Below are 22,129 nucleotides of genomic sequence, written 5' to 3' on the forward strand. Positions count from 1 at the left end.
GTCTGCTGATCCGCTGGGAGAAGCGCCCGCGTTCCTATCAGACCTTGTTGTGCTTGGCTTGTGCGCTCATTTGCTTTCAACAATGTGATCGCGTTTCCTCCTTGTAGGTTTTCGGATAAGTTCTCACGGGTGGAGGGCCACGACCCTCTCGCACTGGCTCTCCTTCCCGCCTGCTCTGGGGCAGCTTTGGGGCGCAATGGCAATTCCCCTCCACCCGTGAAGGGTGGCTCCTACTGATGCATCGGCGTTCCCCATGCTCCCTCTTTCCATTCATTTGTTGGAGTAGGTGAAGCGCCTGCCAGCAGGTGAGCAGCAAGATCCCGCTGGTACTGGGAGTCGACACATTCTTAGAAGTGACCGCTGATGGTGTTTGTTTTGCTGCCGCTGGTGGTCGTGATCGACCATAGATCACCGCTGGTGGTATGGGTGGTTCCATTGCCGCTAAACTGGGCCGCCGCCAGCAGATTTGAGGATACTGCTATGCTCTGGCCACTATTCAGCGTATAGGTATAGATGACGGTCGTGCTGCTGTCCACATGGGTTGTGGTTGTACTGCCGAACGTCGTATACATGCCGTTATATGTGATCCCAGGGGTCTTTTGGACCGTGATCGTGATGGTCATAGCACTGATCGCTGCGGCGTTGCTAAATTTAACCTGTTCTTCAGTATAATAAGGACTTGAACTGGCTACCACCCCGCTGGCAGTGACTCCATTGCCTCCTCCCACCGGGGTTGCCGTCGCGGTTGGCGTGGGAGTGACCGGCGTCGATGTTGGGGTAGGATTGGGCGTGGGCGTGGTCGCTACTGACGTGGGTGTACTGGTCGGCGTGCCGCCTGGTGTGGGAGTGGGCGTTGTGCCTGCGATATCCCCATAGATGATGCCGAGGCCGTTCGTGCCTAAATAGACACGTCCGAAGACCCGTGGATCACCGGTGACGCAGCAGACCGCGCCATATTGGTGCTGGCTATCATTGATCTGTACCCAGTTGGCACCGCTATCGGTGGAGCGGAAAATGCCGTGGACACCACCGACAATAGCGCTGGCATAGAGCGTCATATAGTTCTGTCCTGGCGCGGCCATCCCAAAGCCAATCGAGTCAGCGGCGCTGACACTCGTGAGTTTGGTAAATGTGTTCCCGTTATCGGTCGAATGCCAGATACCATAAGCATTGCCCGTACTGCCACCGGCGACCCAGACATCGCCCTCATGGCCGGGCATCGCTTTCACAACCACCGAGTCATTGGCCTGGGGCAAGCCAGTCGCGCTGGTCGCGTTGAAGGTCGCGCCGCCATCGGTACTGAGCCAGAACTTGCCCTGTCCATAGCCATAGAATTTCTTTGGATTGACACGATCCGAGGCCACCACAGCGTTTTGTGGAATACCCGTTGAAGCGATCCAGGTATTGCCATTGTCGGTCGAGTAGGATAGCGCAGCATTTTTGGGAGCCCAGAGCACACGACTGGCATCCGCCGCTGCCGCCACTGATCCACCACTGCTAGAGACGCCTGAGATATCTTTATTGCCCGCGAACCAGGTCGCGCCGCCATCATAGCTGAAAGCACTGCTGGTAACTGCCGGGGAAGCACTGGGATTCCCATAGCCGACCCGGACCATAAAGTTTGGATTTAGCTCCGCATAATCGATAGCGGAATAGGTCCCTGCATAGGGAATCGAATACATCGTGGCAGGTGATTTCGTGAAATCATCGTGTCGCCAGCCACTGACATCCCCGACCGTACTATAGAGATGTGCATTGGCGGGCGGACTGATCAGATCCGTCACGGCCTCTTCTTCAATACCCATGGCGGTACTCTTAATCGCAACCTGCCCACCAGTATCCCACGCCGTCAGATTAGTAGTTCCATACAGTGTCGCGCCCGTCCCATACATCAAGCGATCTGAATTAAAGGGATCGATATTCATGCCCTCAATCATCCAGCCCAGCTTGACGGGCGGCACGGGATCAACCACATTGGTCGCGCCGAAATTCAACCACGGTGCGTTAGAGATATCGATAGTGTAATGCAAGGTGCGTGTAGGATAGGATGCCCACTCCCAGATCGTCTTCCAGGTTGCGCCGCCGTCCGTGGAGCGATACAGTTGTGCATCCGGCCACCACAGATTCACGGGTGCAACCACTAGCGTGCCTGGATGCAGCATATCGACCGCCAGACCGCCATAGCCAAAGTTGTTATTGGTCGTATCCGAGCCCGGGACAGGACTGATCTTTGTCCAGGTTGAGGTCGCGGGCACAAACTTCCAGACATCCCCATGACCACCATTATAGGGACCATCCCAATCGCTATAGGTCACATATAATGTACCATTGGAATCGAGCTTGCCCTGATGGGGGAGATAGCCAGTTGTCGCGTTCGTCGTCGTGCTCCAGGTCGCGCCACCCGTGCAGGTGACCGTTGTACCGCTCACGCTACAGGTCGGTTCATTGGGTATGGGAGCCCAGGTTGCGCCACCATCCGTGCTGCGATAGATATTATGCGCGCCGCTACTGTTATCCCCGACGCCTGCATAAATAGTCTGGGTCGTCTTGCCAGCCGTACCGGTTGAAGGATCAAAGGTCACCCACACCACACCCAGCGGATCACCCTGATAGGCATCACCTGCCTTCTCGACGAAGGGACCGCTATCGGGGAAATTCGTCACCTTGTTCCAGGTCACCCCATAATCGGTACTCTTCCATAAGCCATTGCCGCTGCGTGCGCCAAAATAGAGGATTGCATCGTTGTTCGGATCAATCGCCAGGCGTTCGCCCATGCCGCGTCCCGGCATATTGCCGCCCATCTTAAAAGGCATTGGCGTCTGTTGGAAGGTCTTGCCCTGATCAGTTGAGCGCAGGATCACGCCATTCATACTCGTCCACGAGTTCGTATAGGTTCCCGCCGCAATATAGAGACGATTGGGATCGACGGGATCGGTCGCCAGACTTTCAACACCCGTCATATTCCATTGGTCGGGACTCACCCAATCGAGTAACTGTGTCCAGGTACTGGTCGTGGGATTCCAGCGGTAGGCCCCGCCCATATCGGTGCGGGCATAAATCAAATCCTTCTGTTTCTGGTTGAAGATAATATTGGGGATAAAGCCGCCGCCGCCGCCGGTGACGACATTTTTCCAGGTATACGCCTGTGTAGCGGCCGGCGAAGCCGCTGCAGCGGCGTTCACATTCCTGGATGGACTTGCCAGCATCGGCACCATAGATAGGATCATGACTGCCAGTGAGAGCATGGGGAGCAGCCATCTACGCCGCCTGAGGGAAAGGGATAACTTTTCTATCATAGTAAAGTTCTCCTTGGTTGCTATCAAACAGAGTTGGGGAGCATTACAGGGACAGGTCATGCTGTCAACATAACTTTTCGACGTTGATGAAGAGGAGCAAAACAGCGAAATAGCCAGCCAGGCATCCACAGAGATAAGACCAGATAGCGAGCAAAAGCATCGTGTGCTGTTTTGTGGGAGGAGATTGTTCTGCATGTCGGTTCCATCCGCCATTGCAGGGATGTAAAGGGAGCAGCCCTCCTTGCCGCTCCTCTGTTGTATAACAGCACTTACTTATAGTATCTATATAGCTGGAATAGCTTCCAAAAGTCAAAGTAAACTGACCTGCTGACTAAAAACTGGTTAAATGAGACTATTGTGCAGTTGGGGCGTGGCTAATGAAGAGTCGGTTACATGAGATAGTTGACTAAAAGATCGGCAAAATTTTCCTTTGTGTCGGGCGAGAGTATTGTTGCCAGATCATTATCAAGTTTTGACTTGAGATTGAGAAAAAGGCCCGGAAAAACGTCGTTGGCCTGAGCCATGAGTGTAGAATCAGCATCTTCCAGTTTTTCCAGTTTTTCCAGCAAAGATTGAGTATCCTGCTTACTTTTGAGCTCAGATATCTGTTCATGGAGCCGACGTTGTAATGATATAATCTCGGCATGACGAGTATATTGTGAGAGGTTATTTCTATGATCCAGCCCGGCCTCCTGGTCAGGAACTGAGGTCAATTTAGATCTATCTTGCTGGATATCGCCCAGGGTGGGAAAATCATAGTAGTTGCGATGCGCAGTCACAGCATAGATATGTTCCGAAGGATACAGTTGTTGCCGTGCAGGGTCTTGACGTTGTTCCATCTCTAATTTGGTGCGATAACTGTTCCATGATAGTTGTTGCACCGTTTGATCTGCACTGATTTTTGCTGCCTCTTGTTTGATGGGTAGCGGACGGTCACTGAAGTCTGGATCAAAAACGAGTCGTAACGTACCGGATTGCGTTTGATGCCTGCTTAACTCCACTGGAATGGTTACTGCTGTATGATATAACCAGGTTGTTACCTTACGATATTCTTGTCCCTGTTCCATTTTCTGCTGATTGTTGAGTCTGGCTTGTCTATGACCTTTCGCATCAAAGTCGTAAGAGAAGAAATAGACTTTTTCTGCTGTGTATCCCAACTCTTTGAAAACCTGACTCATCGTATGAGCGCGAATATAGCATCCATCGGGATGATCATAGGGTATGGGTACGCGCTCTCCATGGAAAGGTTTAAAGGTTAATTGGGCCATAGCCTTCGCAAGCTGCATAGCTTCGTACTGAGTCAGAGACTTTTTCTCCAGTTTCTGATCGCCTAGCAGGTATTGTGCATAGTCAAGTGCGTTACCGGAAAACGTCTCCTGGACACGTTTATAGAGTGGAGCCTCTGTGGGATATTTTTTCTGGTAGGTATCGCTCAGCGCCAGCAGCAGATCTGTGTTGCGATGGAGATGTGTCGTTTCCTGATAAAAAGCCTCAGGATTTTTGTCTTGCAGGGCTTGATGGATTAGCTCAATACTTTTATAGAGACGCGATGTATTTTGTTGTATGCTGATTTGCTGTTGTAAAAAGGGAAGCTTTTGATCCCGGCGTAAGCTTTGAGGCTGAAGCAGTTGCAGTGCATAGTTCAGGCGTGATCGATCTTCGGGTCCTTGAAAGCGTCTTTGTAAATCCTCTTTCAGAGCGATACCACTTTTTTGTTGGTAATACTCTTCAAATTTAGCAATAGCCGCAGGCTCGGCCTGCAATGATTGTAGGACGCGATAAAACTGTTCAGGAGCGGCTGTTTTATTTTGCATCAGAGAGGTAAAGTCTTGTGCGAGAACAGGAAAATCAAGCACATCCGCGACCGGGAAATCGCGCGCTGCCGCATCATAGTGCAGATCTCTGTTTGCAAGATGCGTGACCTCTACCGTTTCCATATTCCAGGAACCAATTTCTTGCATGATCTTCTGCTCATTAAGAGCCTCTCTCTCCAGACAGTGCTCTTTCAAGGTGCGTAATCTTTCCGTTACATCAAAGCGTTGCACCTGCGAAACTTCTTTTGTCTCTCCGCTGGCGAATATTCCCTTTATCTCGTTATTGTTGAGTTTTGTGATAGAATATGTGTTTCCTCCATCCTTGCGTTCTTTGTTTTTGTTCTGTTCAAGCAAGGAGGTCATCAAGTTGTATATATTTGATTGCTCGGTTGTAGAAACGTCACCAGTAAGAATAGATTTCTCACCTTCAGAAAAGTTATTCCTGACCATATATATCATCGCTCTCATTTGCATAGTTTTATAACAATCATACTGTAATTTAAAGAGAACGTAAAGGGAAATAGTATCAAGTATTTGTAAGGAATATCTTCTAATTGTATATGTACTTATTAAAATCTTAAAGCATATATTTGCTGAAAAGCTGTTTCATACTGGATTATAAATTCTGTATACTAGTAATGTATGCGAGATAAGATAGAGAGGGAACACTTATGCTATTTATGGTAGTGGTATGCTCTCTAGATAGCTTGTTCACAATGCTGTGACAAGGGAAGGTCAGGATGAGTACAATGAATGAACGCCAGTTTGTTATTCTCAGGCAAGGGGCTGCGGTCTGGAATGCCTGGAGAAAAAAACATCCCCATGCATACATCGATTTTTCAGATGCCCAATTGATCGAGGTTGATTTGCAGGCGTGCCATTTGCAGCGTGCAAATTTCCAGAGAGCCCTGTTGCAAGCCTGTAATCTGCGCTCTGTGCGACTGGATCGCGCCGATTTGAGCGATATGAGTGCGATCGATTGTCTCTTTCAGCAGGCATCTTTTGTGGGTGCGAACCTTTGCAATGCGGATCTCAGTCATGCTGATCTTCAACATACCCAATGGAAAAAATCCTGGTTATGGGGTGCGAATCTTCATCGTGCTAATCTCCATGGTGCATGCTTTCGTGGCGCCATGCTCGATTATGTAGATTTGCGGCATGCCAATCTGAGAGGTGTCTCGTTTCGCCATGCATCCTTACGGGCGGCACGCTGCAACCAGACCAACATGCGCGAAGTGAACTTATCGGCTGCCCACTTAGAATATGCTCATCTGGAAGAAGCCTGTCTCCTCAAAAGCAATCTTAAAGGAGCACACCTCTCTCATGCGAGCCTGATCGACGTAGACCTGCGTGAAAGTCAGCTCTACCATGCCGATTTTCGTGCTACCGACCTGCGGGCCGCTGATCTGCGTGGTACTAACTGGAAATATACGCGTCATCAAGGCGCCTTGCTCACTGGAGCCATGCTTGAATCTTTTGCCTTCCGATGAAGCAGTTCTATGTCTCACACTTTGGGGATTAGCCATCTCCTGCCGATACTATATGGTGGATACACGTTAAGATACACTGAAATACAAAGACATGATTTTATAGTATCCAACGTGTAACATGTGTATAGATATCATTATGTGCTACAAAATTATATCTATAGTGTGATTTTGTAGTGATATGAGAAGGAGATTTTTCATGGTCCTGGCGAGCTCAAGGTAGCCCCTGAACCACCAGCAGGCTCACCGCTTAAACTGGCAGCAGAGCGTCCAGAAGAATTTTCTCCTGGTCTGCCACCTGAGCTCAAAGAACTCGTCGAGAAAGCAGCCCAATTAGCCTCATAAAAAGCGTGTTAGACTCCCATGGTTTTCGTGATCTTCGTGTATGAGATCGCGCACCTCTAGTGCTCAGGAACTTTTATCACGTTTTCTGCATTAAATAACAGGAACAGGCAGGCGTGTCAGCGTCTGCCTGTTCCTGTTATTTTTATGCTTTGGTTGCAGGCGGTGGATCAGGGCATTGCGTTTAGACATTGTTGCTAGCCCATGGATCGTGTAGGCTCATAGGAATTGACCTGTTTTCTTTTTTGACGTATGATTTTTATCATCATCTATGATGCTATTGAAAATATGATGCAGCCGGAAATTATGTGACAATAAGGAATAACCGTGAAAAGAATATCCAGCTTTCACTGGCTTACTGTTCAGCTAAAGGATCTTCTACACTATGCTTATACAGAATTCAGAAAATAGAAGTCGTGTCTTAACTATCGAGCATCCTACCGATAGCTTGCCCGCGCTGATGGTGTTTTCTGGCAATGCAGGACAGTTATTGCGCGGTGATATTCCTACGGTTAATGTTCTGAAGGCCATGCGGCGGCGTGCACAGCGCAATGGCGTAGCTTTTACGATGCATTTTCAGGAAGCTGGTGCCGTGAATTCAAAGAGCGTGGGGATGACTCGCCTGCTTGAGGATGTCTTTGGAGATGAAGTGGTCATTTTTCGCCATGGTACCCAGGAAACAAACGGCAAGATACGTGATGGCCATGATCAATATCTGGTCTCCTCGAAAGACCTGGTGGTGCGGTCGCGCAGTACCGTCCATTTGCCGGTAGTCGAGCGCAAGGTTTTACGAAGGAACCAGCGGGCCGCCGTAAATACCAGTTATGATTTTAGATTGCCAGATGGCGAACCGGGCTATCTGGTCACCACCGGCTTTCACTATGATCTTGGCCTGACACCCAATAGCACCCAGGTGAGTCGCTTACAGGCTGTCAAGACCAGAGAAGGCGTCGAGCGTTTGATACAGAAAGATCTCTCGTCGCTCTGCCATGGCTCGGAGCAAGCAGGAAAAAAGCCGTTACACGGCTTAAAAGGATTGATCACTTTTAGCGGAGATGGTAATACCCGTGGTTTGATCGGATCTCGCTGGCATATTGATCGTGTCGATGCCTTGAAAAAAGGGCTGGGTGCCAATGTCAGGGAAGCCACCGCTGAAATCAATGTGACAGCCAATCTCACGCATAGCATTCAACAGGAATTCCTCGAAAAAGAGACCCGGATGATGAAGTTAGCCGGTCATGTCGTCAACTCGGCTATTGATGCAATTGATGTCACCACTGGAAGCAAATGGGGTGAGCGAAAATTAGATCATCAATTTTACCGCGACTTTGAACTGGATGCACGTGGCTTACTGGTTCCCTTACAGCGCTTTGATGTGATTGAAAATAACGTCTTCTATAACTTCGAAAACGCCGATCATTACTTTATCAGTACCCTGTTTGGCTATTGCAGCTAGCAATCTTGAAGCTTGATCTCCCTGTAAGAGAAGGCCGGAATCCCGCTGGGAGTGAGATCTTGCTGCTCACCTGCTGGCAGGCGCCTGCGCGCCTGCGCCCTTTTTAGTGTATGTTGCAGGTGCGAAACCTCATGCATAGAGATGGTGGAGAGCATGGGATCTTGCTGCTCACCTGCTGGCAGGCGCCTGCGCGCCTGCGCCCTTTTTAGTGTATGTTGCTGTAAATGTGCTTAGCACATTTACAGCAACATACACTAAAAACAGTTTTGAGCACCATCGGTGCGAAAACTCATACACCAGGATGGCGAAGACCATGGGAATCAAATACTTTGTAATAGTATATAGGGCAACCTTTAGTGTTGCACTAAAGGTTGCCCTATATACTCATTCTATTTTAACCCTTGACAAGGGAGTATGCACCGTCGATCCAGAGTTCGGTGCCGGTGATATGGCTGGCGGCATCGGAGGCCAGAAATCCCACAACCTCTGCCACTTGTTCTGGGGTGGCAGGTTTGCCATCACCTAAAGGGATTGGTCCTTTGGGGAATTGCATCGGGAAATTAATCTGATCCAGGTTACGGAACTCGGTATTATCACTGATCTTTGTCACCGTTGCGCCCGGACAGACCGCATTGACGCGGATATTGTTCTGTGCCAGTTCGACGGCCAGCATTTTTGTCATGGCGATCTGCGCTGCTTTCGTTGCTGAATAAGCGGTGGCGCCGGTATTGCTAAAGACGCGTGTGCCATTGACCGAGGAATTAATGATAATCGCACCACCTTGCTTCTTCAAAGCCGATACAACTGCCTTGATTGTCAAAAAGGTGCCCGTCAGATTGATATTGATGGTTTTGGACCAATCCTCGAGCGATAAATCCTCAATTGGAGCCCAGACACCATTGATACCGGCGTTGGCGAAGACGATATCCAGACGTTCCCAGGTCTCCAGCACCTTTTGCATCACATGTTCCATATCTGACTGAACCGAGATATCCGCTACAATACTGATGGCTTCTCCACCCTGTTGAATAATTTCGGCGGCGGTTTGTGCTATTTCGTCAGCAGTGCGGCCTGATACAGCTACTTTTGCTCCCCGCTGTGCTAGAAGTAGAGCCGTAGCCTTGCCAATACCCGAACCCGCGCCAGTAATCAGTGCAACTTTTCCTTGCATATCTAAAGCTGAAGATGGCATGCCTTTTTTCCTTTTTTGTTAACATTAAATATCACTGAAATAGGCAGTGAGATGCCCGCTGTGAAGCCACTTCATCATATTCTTCCCGATACCACATGCGAGCTGTACAGATGAATGGTTTCAGATGTGTTCGTTGATCCGTTTGAGGCTCTTTGAGCTTCGATTAGCCTGCCGATAACCTCTATTATAGCGAGTTTTGATATTTTGAATAGATGGTTACGTATTGACGCGTAATGAAATGCAAGAACGTAATACCACCAGACACTACTTTCACTGCAATGCGTGAGTATAGCAGGGGAGTGTCTGCAACAGAAGTTTTCAATTGAGCTTGAAAAAGAAAGGAAGCTATAATGGCTGAGAAGTATACAACACACGAGGCATCAGTAGTGGTTCCTGCACCAGCTCATCAAGTGTATTCGTTGTTTTCCCACTTTAATGATTTCCCCAAATTTATGTCCTTTGTGAAGGAAGTAACGTACCGCGATGATCAAAACAGCCACTGGGAAGCCGATATTATTGGTCACCATAAGTGGGATGCGAAAAATGACAACTGGATTGAGGATCGCCAGATTGGTTGGCGCTCGACGAATGGCCTGGATAACTTTGGAGCGGTCCGCTTTGAGCCAACGGGCCAGAATCAAACTCGTGTCGACGTAACCATCAACTACAATCCCCCGGCCGGTGTGCTGGGTGAAATCGGTGAAAAAGCCGGTGGCGGACGCCATTTCCAGGAAGCTTTGCAGCGCGATTTAAATAACTTTGCGCATCTGGTTGAGCAGGCCCCGCCGGGAGCGCTTGATCCCCATTCCTCGAGCTACATTTTCCACGCGGATAGCGCGGCTGCCAAAAAAAAGACAACCCCACGTCAGGACGAAACGATGTAAGCTTGAGAATATCCCTATTCTAATCCTTTTCCTGAGAGCATGGGTTGAAGCGTTCTCTATCACGCTTCAACCCATGCTTTTTTGTTGCACTTTCATAGATAACCTTCTTTTCTCCTCCCCTGGTACTCTTGAATAAGCAACTGGTTGCGGATATACTGAAGAAAAAGGCAAGAACGCTGTTGTAAGACGGCGTTCTTTAATTATTGAGGTCTTCTTATCATGCTGCAATCACACGCATGGTGGCAGTCTGGTGTTGTTTACCAGGTGTATCCACGCAGTTTTATGGATAGTAACAGTGATGAGGCACACCTGCCATTCAACTTCCAATTGATCACCACGGAGAAGTGGGATGATCAGTTGTTGCGTTCCAAAGTCAATCCTTATGAACTGGCATTGCCAGAGGGGGCATGGCCTAACTGGGTGCTGAGTAACCATGATAATGCTCGTGTTGCATCCCGTGTCGGCAGTGAGCAGGCGCGTATCGCTCAGATGCTGTTGTTGACATTGCGTGGCACCCCGACCTGTTACTATGCTGACGAGTTGGGATTGCCGGATGTGCCAGTGCCGCCTGAGTTCAGGACCGATCCCCAGGGAAAATTTGGGGCTGAATTTGGTCGTGATCCCGAACGTACACCCATGCAATGGGATGCTGGCATCAATGCTGGCTTTACTGCTCCCGGCGTGACTCCCTGGCTGCCTTTATCGGCGGATTATCAGGTGCGCAATGTAGAGGAGCAGCGCAAAGATCCCCATTCCTTCCTGTCGTTGATCCGCACCTTGTTACAGGTACGGCGTACGCAACCGGCACTCAATGTCGGCACCTATCAGCCTATCGATGCAGTACCGGCAGGCTGCTTTTCCTATCTCCGCCAGTATGAGGATCAGCGTTTCCTGATCGTTCTCAACTGCGGCGCTGAGGAGCTTGAGGTTGAATTACCCCGGTTAGGGACCGGTCGCATCGTTATCTCCACCCATATGGATCACGAAGGCACGCTGGATCTGGCTCGCTTCTCTTTGCCTGCCAATGAGGGCTATGTGATCCAGTTAGCGGAGGAGATACCAGCGTAACCTTTTGATGCGCTTTATAAAGTATCTAATACCTTTTATGTTGCCTCGCTAAGAAGTACCATTGGGATCTTGCACCACACACTACAAACTGTTTTCCGGGTGGCCTTATTTGCGTGCGTGTCTGCCTGTATGGCTGAATACGCTTTGCGAGAGGTCATCCATTTTCGTGGGAGAGAGCATTGAGATGCCCAGCAAGGCCAGTGAGGCGAAGAGGAGCATCCCAGTTATGTTACTCAGGATGGGGAGTGAGAGAAATATCTGGCTGATCAGATTCAGGCCAGCGCCGCCAATCAAGGCATAGCAGGTGAGGCGCGGAAAGGATCGTGTTTGCCAGAGCGCAATGCCCAGAAGCAAGCAGCCAGGTGCGAGTGGTCCCCCTGAGAAAAAGAAGTGTCCCCAGTGTGTAATGGTGGCAAATGATGGAAGATGGAAACTCGCCAGTGCTTTATTGATAAGATCCAGACCGTTGACCTGTGGAATCTGGACGGAGGGGATATCTGAGCCACTGGCACTCTGTCCAAACAGTCCCGCGATACCATCCTTCAAGCTATTAAGTCCCGATGAGGCCGAGTTGGCGGCGCTCTGGGCTGCATTTCCTGGCGCATTGATTACCGTTGTGAGCGTATGTGCCATACTCAAGAGCATCGGAACCACGATGATATCAATAGCGATCACGCCGACCACGAATACCAGCGCGCCCAGAAAGAACAGCAGGGAACTGAGAACTCCCAACAAATTGATCTTATCTGACAATATGGTGTAGATATTGATACCATAGAGCAGGACCATCGTTCCCAATGCCGCCAGGATCATCGGGAGAAACCAGCTATTCTGTGTAGGATCATTATTCCAGAGATTTAATCCTTCTCCCAGCAACGCACACAGACTTCCAATAATTAATGAGATCGCTCCGATACGCAATGAGAACCGTCGTAGCATAGCAAGTACCTCTCCGGAACATGATTGTATCACACGCTACTGCTTAAAATCTTTACCAGACAAAGTTAGAGCTTGTAATAAAATTACTGCTATGAAAGTAGAGATATTTCTTATTCTATGCTACAAAGCCTTTAAAGATATATTACAACAAACATATACAAAAGTACATGGGCAATAAGCCTATGCCGGCAATCAATGATCAGGGGAATATGGTAGTTACAACCTTGCTACGCTGAAAAAGAAGCCCTCATCTTTACGATAAGGGCTTAACGTGCTGTATGTTTTTTAGGATCAGGAAATCCATACACGCGTATTGCTATAGGTCGTCTGGACCGCATCATTGTTGGTGGCATACGTGACGACGCCAAGTGGACCATCTGTGTAGGTGTTATAAACTGTCTTGCTGATTAATGGGTGTGAGGATACCTGTACCTTGATAGGTTTTATTCCATTTTACATAGCGCTTGCTGGCATGCCACAATGAATATCTATGCAAGCGCATAGCATAAGAACAGTTGCAAACGCTTCTCGCCTGGCAGCTTGTAAATAAGAGGAATGAACGTATGAAGATTGTGATTCCAGACGATTATCAGGATGCTGTACGCCATCTTGCCTGCTTCGATAAATTGGCCGGGCACGAGGTGACGATTTATAATGATACAGTAAGGGATATTGATACGCTGGTCACGCGTTTTCAGAATGCCGATGCATTGGTCCTGATTCGTGAGCGCACCCCGATTACCGAACAATTGCTGGCTCGCTTACCCCACCTCAAACTGATCAGTCAGACGGGCAAAGGGATTGCACATATCGATCTGGATGCCTGTACACGCCACGGTGTGGCGGTCGCGCAGGGCGGTGGTTCATCCGAATCCACAGCTGAATTGACCTGGGGATTGATACTGGCGGCTATGCGTCACATCCCACAGGAGGTGGCACGCTTGAAGATGGGTCAGTGGCAATATACCCTGGGTTATGGCTTGCGCGGTCGGACGCTGGGCATTTTTGGTTATGGCAGGATTGGCCGTATCGTTGCTGGCTATGGCAAAGCGTTTGGGATGCAAGTCCTGGTCTGGGGGCGTGCTGGCTCCCTTGAACGCGCCAGTGCTGATGGTTTTGCCACAGCCGCTAGTAAAGTTGACCTTTTCAGAAGCGCCGATGTGCTCTCCCTGCATATCTCGCTGAAACCTGAGACGCAGGGCATTGTCACAGCCGCCGATCTGGCTGAAATGAAACCGTCCGCACTGCTGGTCAATACCAGTCGGGCCAGATTGATCGAGAAGGATGCCCTGGTCAATGCGCTCCAGGCTGGTCGCCCCGGCCTCGCGGCTGTCGATGTTTATGAGGAAGAACCGCTGCATGACAGTCCACTGTTGCATATGGATAATGTAGTTTGCACGCCGCACCTGGGCTATGTCGAGAAGGACAGTTATGAACTCTACTTCGGATCAGCCTTTGATCTTCTCCTCGCCTATGCCGCAGGCCATCCGCAAAGCATCGCCAACCCTCAGTCCTTAGCAGCGCGTTAATCTCCACCCTCGTGATGGGCAATACCGTTAAAAGAATGAGAATGACGATGGAGAAGTGTAGGTGGGTGCCGAGGTCGCAACCGAGGTACGCTTTTCTGTTCATCGTACCGACATCTTAGCTCATACAACGAAGGCCCGATCCTTGCGGTCGGGCTCCGTGACACGTATGACCATACTTATCGGGTTTTCGTTAATCGGGTGAGAAGTGGGGATTCTTGATCAGGCCGAGAGAATTGCCAAAGGGATCGAGGACGGTACCTGTATAAATTCCGTCTCCAACGTCATGCACGGGTGTTCGTTCCTGTGCTCCCGCCGCGAGCAGGCGCTGGTATGCTTCATGGGCATCCTCAACGCCCCAATAGGCTACCGGGCCGGATGCCCCACGCGGAGCAGCAGGATCTAAGCCAAGCTCGAAGCCACCGACGGTAAAGCCAACATAAAATGGCTGATCGAAATAAGGCTCGATACCGAGTATTTCGCTATACCATGCTTTGGCCTTTGCAATATCATCGACGCCGTAGACCACAGTGCGCAATCCTTGAAACATGAACATTTCCTTTCCTGTAGAGAGAGAACGAGTCTTCACAATGTCTATCTGCTCCAGTATACTGATGAATGCGGAAGGAATCGTTCCGGCTTTTCTCGTCTTTATGTCAGAAAGAAAGAAAGAAAGAGTTCATGTATCATCCAACCAGTCGCGTGTTGATCGTTCTGGAATTGCTTCAAGCCAGACCATTGATCAGCGGTCCAGCGTTAGCTGAGCGTTTGGAGGTCGATGTACGAACCGTGCGTCACTACATTACGATGCTTCAGGATATTGGTATCCCAGTTGAAACGGTACTGGGTCGGCATGGCGGCTATCGACTTCGTCCCGGCTTTAAGCTTCCGCCATTGATGTTTTCAAATGAGGAAGTTCTGGCTCTGATGTTGGGCCTGATGGTGGTACAAAAGCTGGGGGTTGGAGATATGACCTCGGCGAGTGAAGGCGCTATCGCCAGGATTGAGCGTGTGCTGCCTCTGCCCTTGCGAGGGCGTGCCAAAGCCATCCAGGAGATGCTGGTGTTGGGTATGACCGCACCAGAGACGGTGGTCGAGCGCATAGTGGTCGAAACCCTGAGCCTGGCAGCCCAACAGGGACAACAGGTACGTATTCGCTATCATAATAAGATCAAGCAAGAGACAGAGCGCGTGATCGATCCCTATGGAGTTGTTTGTCATGAGGGGAAGTGGTATGCGGTTGGCTACTGCCATCTGCGCGCCAGCTTAAGAGTTTTTCGGCTCGATCGTATCCAGCAGGTCGAGGTTCAAAAAGAGCTTTTTACTCGTCCAACTGATTTCAACATTCTGGATGCCATCATCCAATCCTTTGTTGCCATTCCCGATGTCTGGAACATAGAGGTGTTGCTCAAATTGTCACTGGCGGAGGCCAGGCGCAAAGTCCCAGCATCCCTGGCGACACTCACGCTTGAGCCGCTGGCACAGGGTATCCTTTTCTCAGCATCGATTCACAGCCTTGACTATATTGCACGCTTCCTGGTCAGCCTGGGTTGTTCCTTTGAGATCCGCCAGCCTGTCGAGCTTAAGCTTGCCTTGCGAACGCTTGCCGAAGAGATCATCCAACTCGCTATCTGATCTCTTCTATCTCTGATGTGGGAGTTGGCTTACTGCCAAGCGCAAATTCACCAACCGAGGTTTCTTGTAGATAGTTGGTACCGGACAATTTGGTGAAGTGGTCCGAGTCCCCGACTCCCAGCGCGCAGGGAGCCAGATCCATCGCCGTTGCCACCAGATACATCGTGGCATAAATGACGCCTACATTTTTGAGGATCAGCGCATAGGCAATGCTTTGATACTTCCATGAAACACGCTGGAAACGGGCCGCCAGGGTGATCAAGACCTGTGGTTGCGCGGGGGCTCCCATGGCCTGATAGGCTTCATAGAGCAATCTGGCGGTATCTTTATTGGACTCCTGAATAAGTGCCAGGGCATGTTGCAATGGATCATACCAGTAGAAGCCTGGCTGAAGACCTTCACAGCGGTCAATCGTCAGATAGAATTCCATTTCATAGCTTGCGCCGCTGCCGGGGAAGGGTCTGACTGTAAATTCACCGCTGTCATCATCGTCGTAGACCTCTTTGACACGCGCCACACGATAGAGAAACTCAGCCAGTTGCGCCAGCGTAATCGGCTCTGTCCCATAGTCACGGAGCGAGGCGCGTGCCTCCATCACCGCCTCCAGACCAGGATCTTCGCTTCGCATCCTCTCTCTATCGGGACGGGGTAAAGAAATGGTGGCAGGCCATGGTGCTTGCTTGATGGCCGGCTGTGGGGGAAGCTGTCGCAGAAAACGATAAGTCCCGCCAAGGGGATTATTATGCCTGCCGGTTCGGCTACGGCTGTGGAATAAGAGATCATGGAAATCCCATTGCTGCAACGTTTCATCTTCCTCCTCATGCAGCCGACCTGTTGGAGTGGTTGGAGCAGCGAAGTTTCCCATGACCAGGAGCGCCAGCACGCTGATCAAATTATCTTTTTCTTCCTCGGGTATGGCCTGGATCAGCTCACAGGGCGTTATGGCCTTCCCAAGATGATAAATTACCTGAGTCGTCACTGGATGCTCAAGTCTGATACGCGCATGCGCGAGAGGTGATTCTAGATAGCTCATGCCATCTTCAGCGCGTCTGATGTAGGCGAAACGGGACATCTGATACGCTTGCTCGGCCCGCACATTGATCCATTGATGCTGCACATACGACGAAATCGGAATCAAGGTTGCCAGAGGTGTAGATCTGTCCTCACTTCCTGCATAGATAAAAAGCATTTGATGCCGTAGCAGGCTGGAGAGGTAGCGATAGAAGGTCGTGAGCATGTTTTCTTCATGCGCCTCTCTAATAGCTGTATTAATCTGACGCGCCGAACAGGTTGTGTCGGCCAGTAGCAGCAATATGCGGCGCAGGCTCTGACTGAGGGGAGCGATCGTGATCTGGAAGAAAGGCGAGATGACCGCCACCCCATCCTCACGTTCGCTCATCTCTACATTCTCTTGTAAACGATACGCAATGTGTGAGGTTCTGGTACTGATATCCATGCTAAACTCCTCTCGTGTAATCTTCTCGTGTAATCTTCGCAACTTCTCTCTTTCACCGCTACCCGGAAGGACGGAGAGCCTCAGAAGAATGGATGTGGATGCGGATTTATCTCTGCCTGGGTGAGGGGATGATCACGATATCCCAGGGTAAATGGGAGTTGATGCAGGCGTTCAAATTGAATACGCCGATTGTTTTGACCGAAGGTCATGGGCAGCATCCCGGGCATCAGAACCTTGACGCAGCGCAGTCCGCAGGGAATGTGTTCCGGTGCTGTTTGATCGACCACAATGATATCTGTCCCACGCTTGAGATAGTAGTCCATGAGATTCTCAAGGTCATCCCGCAGGTCCAGGTGCTCTGCGGGATGCTGGTAACTGCTGCTGAAGGCTTCCTGAAAGGTCTGCTGTGGTTGTTTGTTTTCATACAAGAAATCGAAGCGCTCAAACGCTTCCGGCAGATAGTACACCTGGGGATGATCAGGCATGGATTGGACAAGGCTGGCATCGGCAAGCATCTCCAGGGCATGCGCTCGCTGCTGTTGATTTTCCTCGGGTAAGAGTGCCAGGGAGGAGGTGAGTTCGCGGAGCGCTCTTGTCAGAGCCTGCTCTGGCTGTGGATGTGAGCCCGCCAGGACATGCACCTTTGGCATCCCTTCCCGTTGTTGGACATCGACACCCAGCATGCAGAGGCAGGGGATCGCATGATCCAGGGTGGCGTTGAAGACATGGATGCTATAGCCGGAATGGTGCTCAAGATGTCCAATCAACAAACGGATAGTTGGATCGCTGACTGAGTTCAGATTGAGGCGTGGCAAGCCGAGTCGGGCATACCACATCAATAAGAAGGCGTCGCGTTCCACCACTTCCATCATGCCGTGGAAAATGGCCTCCTCCAGGCAGTTGCCAAGCGCGCAGCCATTTGATATTTCATAGACAAAGGCTGGATTTTCCTGGTTGATGGGCACACCATAGTAGGCACAGTGTTCCGGTATGAGGATGGGTGATTGACGCTGGAAGGAATATCCCCAGATCCAATGGCAGGACAGATCGGGTTGATAGGCCACCAGATGATGGCACTGGTGCTGTTGCTTGTGCTGCTCATACTGTTCTGGACTCTGTAATCCCAGCCTGGTGGGATCAAGTACTGGTTGTGCCTGCTGTACAAGTTGCTGATAGCTGGCCTTGATTGTCGTCAGTTTGCTTCTTGGACGCAAGCCCGCATAGCGCTCAACAGCCTCTAATACTGCGACAAGCTTGCTCTGATTGGTGTGGAACGTACAGCCAGTCCCGATGGCTGTGTCGGCTCCATCTTCCAGTTCAGAATAAAGCTGAGCCGTGGCAATGGGTAGCAAATTTTTGTTGTTCGCGCTGAGGGAAGAGATCAATCCTGCCTGCTTATCGACATAGGTGGCGAGAATTTGTTCTGCGCTGGCGGCTGGTTGTTGAATACGGTATGTGTGTACATCTGGTTTTGGGCATGACTGCAGGGCAATGGTCGCCATCTCCTCTGTATCCCTGCTCAGTTCTCCGCAAGCGGGACAGTAAGATACAGGCAAGAACGAATGTCGGCTACAATCCAGAGTCTCCAGGGAGATGGAGAGCAAGGCAGAGCGGGTGCGCAACTGGTCTGGCTGATGGAAGTAGGCAGCGATTTCTTCTATGACCAGCATTGTCAGCATTTCTATGCTGAATGATGACAGCCAGGGCTGTGCGACCACTGGTGCCCGTTCTTCATAGAGATGCTGGCGCACAAACTCCCGTTCCGTTTCAGAGGTGATTGCGCCTAACTTCCGCAATTCAGCACAGTCAGTACAGCCTTTTTCCTTCGGTATGATACAGGGCCCGACGATAGCCGCGCCAAATTGAGTATAGACGGGGAGCAAGGCTACATCAGCTTGCAGGCAACGGCAGTTCATATTCGCCAGTGTTTGAGGAGTCCATATGTCGCTGCAAAAGACGATCAGCTTGCCAGCGGCAAGTTGTTGGGAGGAAGCCTCCATGGCAAGTGGGATGATGGGATAGCTGTTCTCTAGATGACGCCTGACGCTTTGATGGATAAGCCCTTGCCCCAGTAGCCCGATAGGATATTGTCTGTGCTCTCGCATAGGATTATGCTCCATATTGTACCTCTGTTTGAGTCAGGAGGACACGCACGATAAAAGGTAATACCTGCATCAAAGCCGGATCATGGTCCAGAGGGATCGCCAGTGCGCGTAAATGTTGGGTTTGCAATGTTTCTAGTAGCCGGGCCTGCCGTTTTGCCCATGTTGCTGGTGAGAACATGGATGGTACAGAGAGTTGATTACTACGGCGGCTCGCCGGTAAATCTGGTACAGGAGCGAGCGCATAGACAGGCTGCCGGAACTGCTCTGCTTGATACTGCTGTAATGCCCGTTCGCATCCTGTTTCAAGTGCCTGTGCGATATCGCAATGTGTACTGTAGGTGACAACCGGGCCTGTCAGACAGAAGGCGAAGGTAGGGACTTGCAAGCTGCCTGTGACATCGTAGACAGTAATCTGTCCCAGTGCAGTCGTGAGGAGATGATAGAGATAATCTCCTTCCGCTGTCATTGGCGCATGGGCAAGATCAACCTGCTTATAGGGTTGATGCGCCTCGCGTAACTCCTCAAGCGTGAGATACTGGCACCAGTCTAACAGAGCCTGACAGATAGCTTCATGCCAATTTATCCCGGCTGCGATTCCGCGCTCTGACTCCTGAGGAGGGCAGAAGACGTGTTGAGCAGGGATAGGATAGACCTGTTGTGTATGCAGGTCCAGTGCCCATGTCCAGCTCTCACTCTCATTAGATGGTGCTTGTATGCCTATCAATTGGGTAGGCGCTATGGCAGGCAAGGGATGATGCTGTAGCGCCTCCTGGGATAGTAAGCGCCGCTGATCCACCAGATTGGCAGCATAGCGTGTGCACGCCTTCTGGCAGGCCCGCAGTCTGGCATTTTGTGTTTTGCTGCTGGCTGCAATGGTAGTGAGCGCTTCACGCGTAGCATCAGGTGCATACTGCGTGAGCATTGGATTGGATAGCCGGACTTGATACACTGCCAGAAAAGTTTGAGCAAAATCGTCATCATCAAGCGCTGTAAACAGTCCCAGCCTATCGTCAAAGCAATGGGCCAGCTTTTCCGATAATATCTGGGGCTCAATTGGATTTTGCAGCTGTAACCGCTGGATCTGTTCCAGAAACTGAGCCGCTGTTGGGACAGGCGGATGCTGGTCTGACTGGCAGTGGGGATGTGGTAGATAGGTATGGCTCTGACTGGTGCCTGTCTTGAGATCAATCGAGCTTAGATGTGGTGGGGCTTCGCCGGGGTTGCTTAGTGTGAAGTATTTGAATACTTCAAAGATGAGTCGCTGCGCGTTGATTGCCGCCGTTGTCCTGGTAAGATACAGGCTGTTTGTGGTGGTTGACTGATCGTAAAACGCGTACTGTTGAGCTTGTGCTGAAGATTGTGTCGAATTTGCTTGCAGGCGTCGCCATGCGCACTCCCAGCAGGCTCCTGTGGTGGGACTGACCAGCGGGCCGATCCAGGCATGTTCATCTACCACGATTGCCTGGATCAGTATCTTTTGCTGTTCAATGCACAATCTGTTTAATAGTTGAGCTCGTGCGAGCGGTGCTTGATCAGAGATATGCAGCATAGCATCGCAGTCCTGGAGCAGGGGTCGTACTTCGGCCTCATGGTCCCAGGCGGGGGCAGCCATAAACTGCACGCTTTGTTCCGCATCACACCTCGAAAATTGTGCGGCCCTGTCGATAAAGGCAGGTGCAGGTGTGGCAATCCTATTTTCCGAGCTTTCCAGCGTATCGATAGCTGCGATGTGCTTCACTCCACAGTGCAGGCATGCCTGTATGAGCGCAATAAAACCGTATCCTGAGCCAATCAGCAGCAGTTTTTGATTGCGAAAATGCTCAAAGCGAGAGGTAGCGGATGTCTGGAAAGAGTTGATAAAAGTAATGTTGGTCGTGTAGGTTGCTAAATCCTCTGAATCGAGAGTATGGGATTGATCCTGGCTCACATCATGCAAAAAATGGTGGGTTGCTAACTTTTCAATCAGATTTGTAACCATCCTTTTTTTATCTACATCCAGGCCTGCCGTGATCTCTGCCAGCGTAGCGGTGCCATCGAGATGAGGAACAAGATGTTTTAACAAAGGATATAAGCTCATTCCTTTGAGCGCGAGGCCATTATTGTTGCTGCGTAGATACACGCCATCATCCAGTGGAATGTAGTACACATCTGCATTGAATCTTGGTTGCATATTTGCTGTCACCATCGATTTCTTGCTTTTAGTACTCTATTACTCTTCATTTGAAGGAGTGCCGCCTGCGGCGGCGAAAGGGAGAGAGACTGGGGCACAGCCCCAGACCCCAGGTTAAGGGTGCAACCCTTAACAATCCCGCTTCTGTTCGCGCCTATCGCACCTATGGGGGACGCCCCAAACCTCGGCCAAGGGTTGGCCGCTCTTTGCAATCCCGCTTGAAAAGCCTTCTGTTCGCATCTATGGGATGCAATACTTATGGCAGACTATGAAGTTGTGTTTCTGTATTGTGAAGCACAACTTCATAGCAACATTTAGCTGTGTCAACGTCTACCGCAGTGACAACCTCTGCCACCACCACAGCGACCACCGCAGCGACCACCGCAACGGCGATGTCCGCAGCCACCACAATCTCCGCAGCTACAGCCGCATGAGCCGCAAGTGCATCCACCACAGGTGCACCCACATCCGCAGCCACAGGCACAGCCACAGCCACAGGCACAGCCGCAGCTACAGCCACATTGGCCACCATTCACCTTGCCAAGTTCAAGTATATCAATCTCTTGCAAATCTCCGTCTGCCAGATCAATAAACTCAGCAAACTGGTCGGAGAGTTTTTTCTCTGTATCCTGACCTCGACAATTGTCTGGGTCCATGAGTTGTTTTCCTTTCTGGGCCATCTCTAATTCCAGGCACCATGCTGTTCGTGACCACTCTGACTTGTGTGATTTATACTGTTGCTCTACTCACTGGCAACCG

At 50.5% G+C, this 22,129-nt stretch carries 15 protein-coding genes; 6 read left to right on the forward strand and 9 right to left on the reverse strand.

The genetic code is table 11. The features are described from left to right. Nucleotides 1-347 precede the first annotated feature (347 nt). Both F1593_RS17260 and F1593_RS17265 read right to left on the reverse strand, forming a co-directional pair. Nucleotides 348-3,296 carry a sialidase family protein gene (locus F1593_RS17260; RefSeq protein WP_149402808.1) on the reverse strand — a complete coding sequence of 983 codons (2,949 nt, stop codon included), beginning with the start codon at nt 3,294-3,296 and terminating at the stop codon, nt 348-350. A gap of 389 nt (nt 3,297-3,685) precedes the next feature. Continuing rightward, nucleotides 3,686-5,560, reverse strand: coding sequence for a protein-glutamine glutaminase family protein (locus F1593_RS17265; protein ID WP_149402809.1), 1,875 nt, complete (start codon nt 5,558-5,560; stop codon nt 3,686-3,688). Between the two features lie 290 nt (nt 5,561-5,850). Between F1593_RS17265 and F1593_RS17270 the strand changes: the two genes are divergently transcribed. Further along, complete coding sequence (locus F1593_RS17270) at nt 5,851-6,600, forward strand: pentapeptide repeat-containing protein (protein WP_149402810.1); 750 nt, start codon at nt 5,851-5,853, stop codon at nt 6,598-6,600. A gap of 724 nt (nt 6,601-7,324) precedes the next feature. After that, on the forward strand, nt 7,325-8,395 hold the full coding sequence (locus F1593_RS17275) for a hypothetical protein (RefSeq protein WP_149402811.1): 1,071 nt from the start codon (nt 7,325-7,327) through the stop codon (nt 8,393-8,395). A 394-nt stretch (nt 8,396-8,789) separates the two neighbouring features. Here F1593_RS17275 and F1593_RS17280 read toward each other — a convergent pair whose 3' ends face one another. Continuing rightward, nucleotides 8,790-9,587 (reverse strand): SDR family oxidoreductase, encoded by a 798-nt coding sequence (locus tag F1593_RS17280; protein WP_149402812.1) that lies wholly within the window; start codon nt 9,585-9,587, stop codon nt 8,790-8,792. A 350-nt stretch (nt 9,588-9,937) separates the two neighbouring features. On the opposite strand from F1593_RS17280, the gene F1593_RS17285 reads away from it, so the two are divergent. Continuing rightward, nucleotides 9,938-10,471 (forward strand): SRPBCC family protein, encoded by a 534-nt coding sequence (locus F1593_RS17285; RefSeq protein WP_149402813.1) that lies wholly within the window; start codon nt 9,938-9,940, stop codon nt 10,469-10,471. Between the two features lie 219 nt (nt 10,472-10,690). Next, the gene (locus F1593_RS17290; protein WP_149402814.1) at nt 10,691-11,539 is read left to right on the forward strand and encodes an alpha-amylase family glycosyl hydrolase; all 849 of its coding nucleotides are present in this window, start codon (nt 10,691-10,693) and stop codon (nt 11,537-11,539) included. 105 nt (nt 11,540-11,644) lie between these two features. On the opposite strand, the gene F1593_RS17295 is transcribed toward F1593_RS17290, so the two are convergent. Then, on the reverse strand, nt 11,645-12,478 hold the full coding sequence (locus F1593_RS17295; RefSeq protein ID WP_149402815.1) for a hypothetical protein: 834 nt from the start codon (nt 12,476-12,478) through the stop codon (nt 11,645-11,647). Nucleotides 12,479-13,041: 563 nt separating this feature from the next. Here F1593_RS17295 and F1593_RS17300 point away from each other — a divergent pair. Then, nucleotides 13,042-14,007 (forward strand): D-2-hydroxyacid dehydrogenase family protein, encoded by a 966-nt coding sequence (locus F1593_RS17300; RefSeq protein ID WP_149402816.1) that lies wholly within the window; start codon nt 13,042-13,044, stop codon nt 14,005-14,007. A gap of 190 nt (nt 14,008-14,197) precedes the next feature. Here the strand turns inward: F1593_RS17300 and F1593_RS17305 are convergent, their stop codons facing one another. Continuing rightward, complete coding sequence (locus F1593_RS17305) at nt 14,198-14,554, reverse strand: VOC family protein (RefSeq protein ID WP_149402817.1); 357 nt, start codon at nt 14,552-14,554, stop codon at nt 14,198-14,200. Between the two features lie 131 nt (nt 14,555-14,685). On the opposite strand from F1593_RS17305, the gene F1593_RS17310 reads away from it, so the two are divergent. Next, nucleotides 14,686-15,639, forward strand: coding sequence for a helix-turn-helix transcriptional regulator (locus F1593_RS17310; protein WP_172632199.1), 954 nt, complete (start codon nt 14,686-14,688; stop codon nt 15,637-15,639). On the opposite strand, the gene F1593_RS17315 is transcribed toward F1593_RS17310, so the two are convergent. From F1593_RS17315 to F1593_RS28415, 4 genes are all read right to left on the reverse strand, one after another. Continuing rightward, nucleotides 15,632-17,095: a SagB/ThcOx family dehydrogenase gene (locus tag F1593_RS17315; protein ID WP_149402819.1), complete on the reverse strand. Its 1,464-nt coding sequence runs from the start codon at nt 17,093-17,095 to the stop codon at nt 15,632-15,634. The two genes, F1593_RS17310 and F1593_RS17315, sit on opposite strands and share 8 nt — an antisense overlap. A gap of 80 nt (nt 17,096-17,175) precedes the next feature. Continuing rightward, the gene (locus F1593_RS17320; RefSeq protein WP_172632200.1) at nt 17,176-19,200 is read right to left on the reverse strand and encodes a TOMM precursor leader peptide-binding protein; all 2,025 of its coding nucleotides are present in this window, start codon (nt 19,198-19,200) and stop codon (nt 17,176-17,178) included. Nucleotides 19,201-19,204: 4 nt separating this feature from the next. Next, the gene (locus tag F1593_RS17325; protein WP_172632201.1) at nt 19,205-21,370 is read right to left on the reverse strand and encodes a TOMM precursor leader peptide-binding protein; all 2,166 of its coding nucleotides are present in this window, start codon (nt 21,368-21,370) and stop codon (nt 19,205-19,207) included. A gap of 256 nt (nt 21,371-21,626) precedes the next feature. After that, nucleotides 21,627-21,890: a hypothetical protein gene (locus F1593_RS28415; RefSeq protein WP_172632202.1), complete on the reverse strand. Its 264-nt coding sequence runs from the start codon at nt 21,888-21,890 to the stop codon at nt 21,627-21,629. Nucleotides 21,891-22,129 lie beyond the last annotated feature (239 nt).

Origin of the sequence: Dictyobacter arantiisoli (assembly GCF_008326305.1) — a bacterium.
GTDB lineage: Bacteria > Chloroflexota > Ktedonobacteria > Ktedonobacterales > Ktedonobacteraceae > Dictyobacter > Dictyobacter arantiisoli.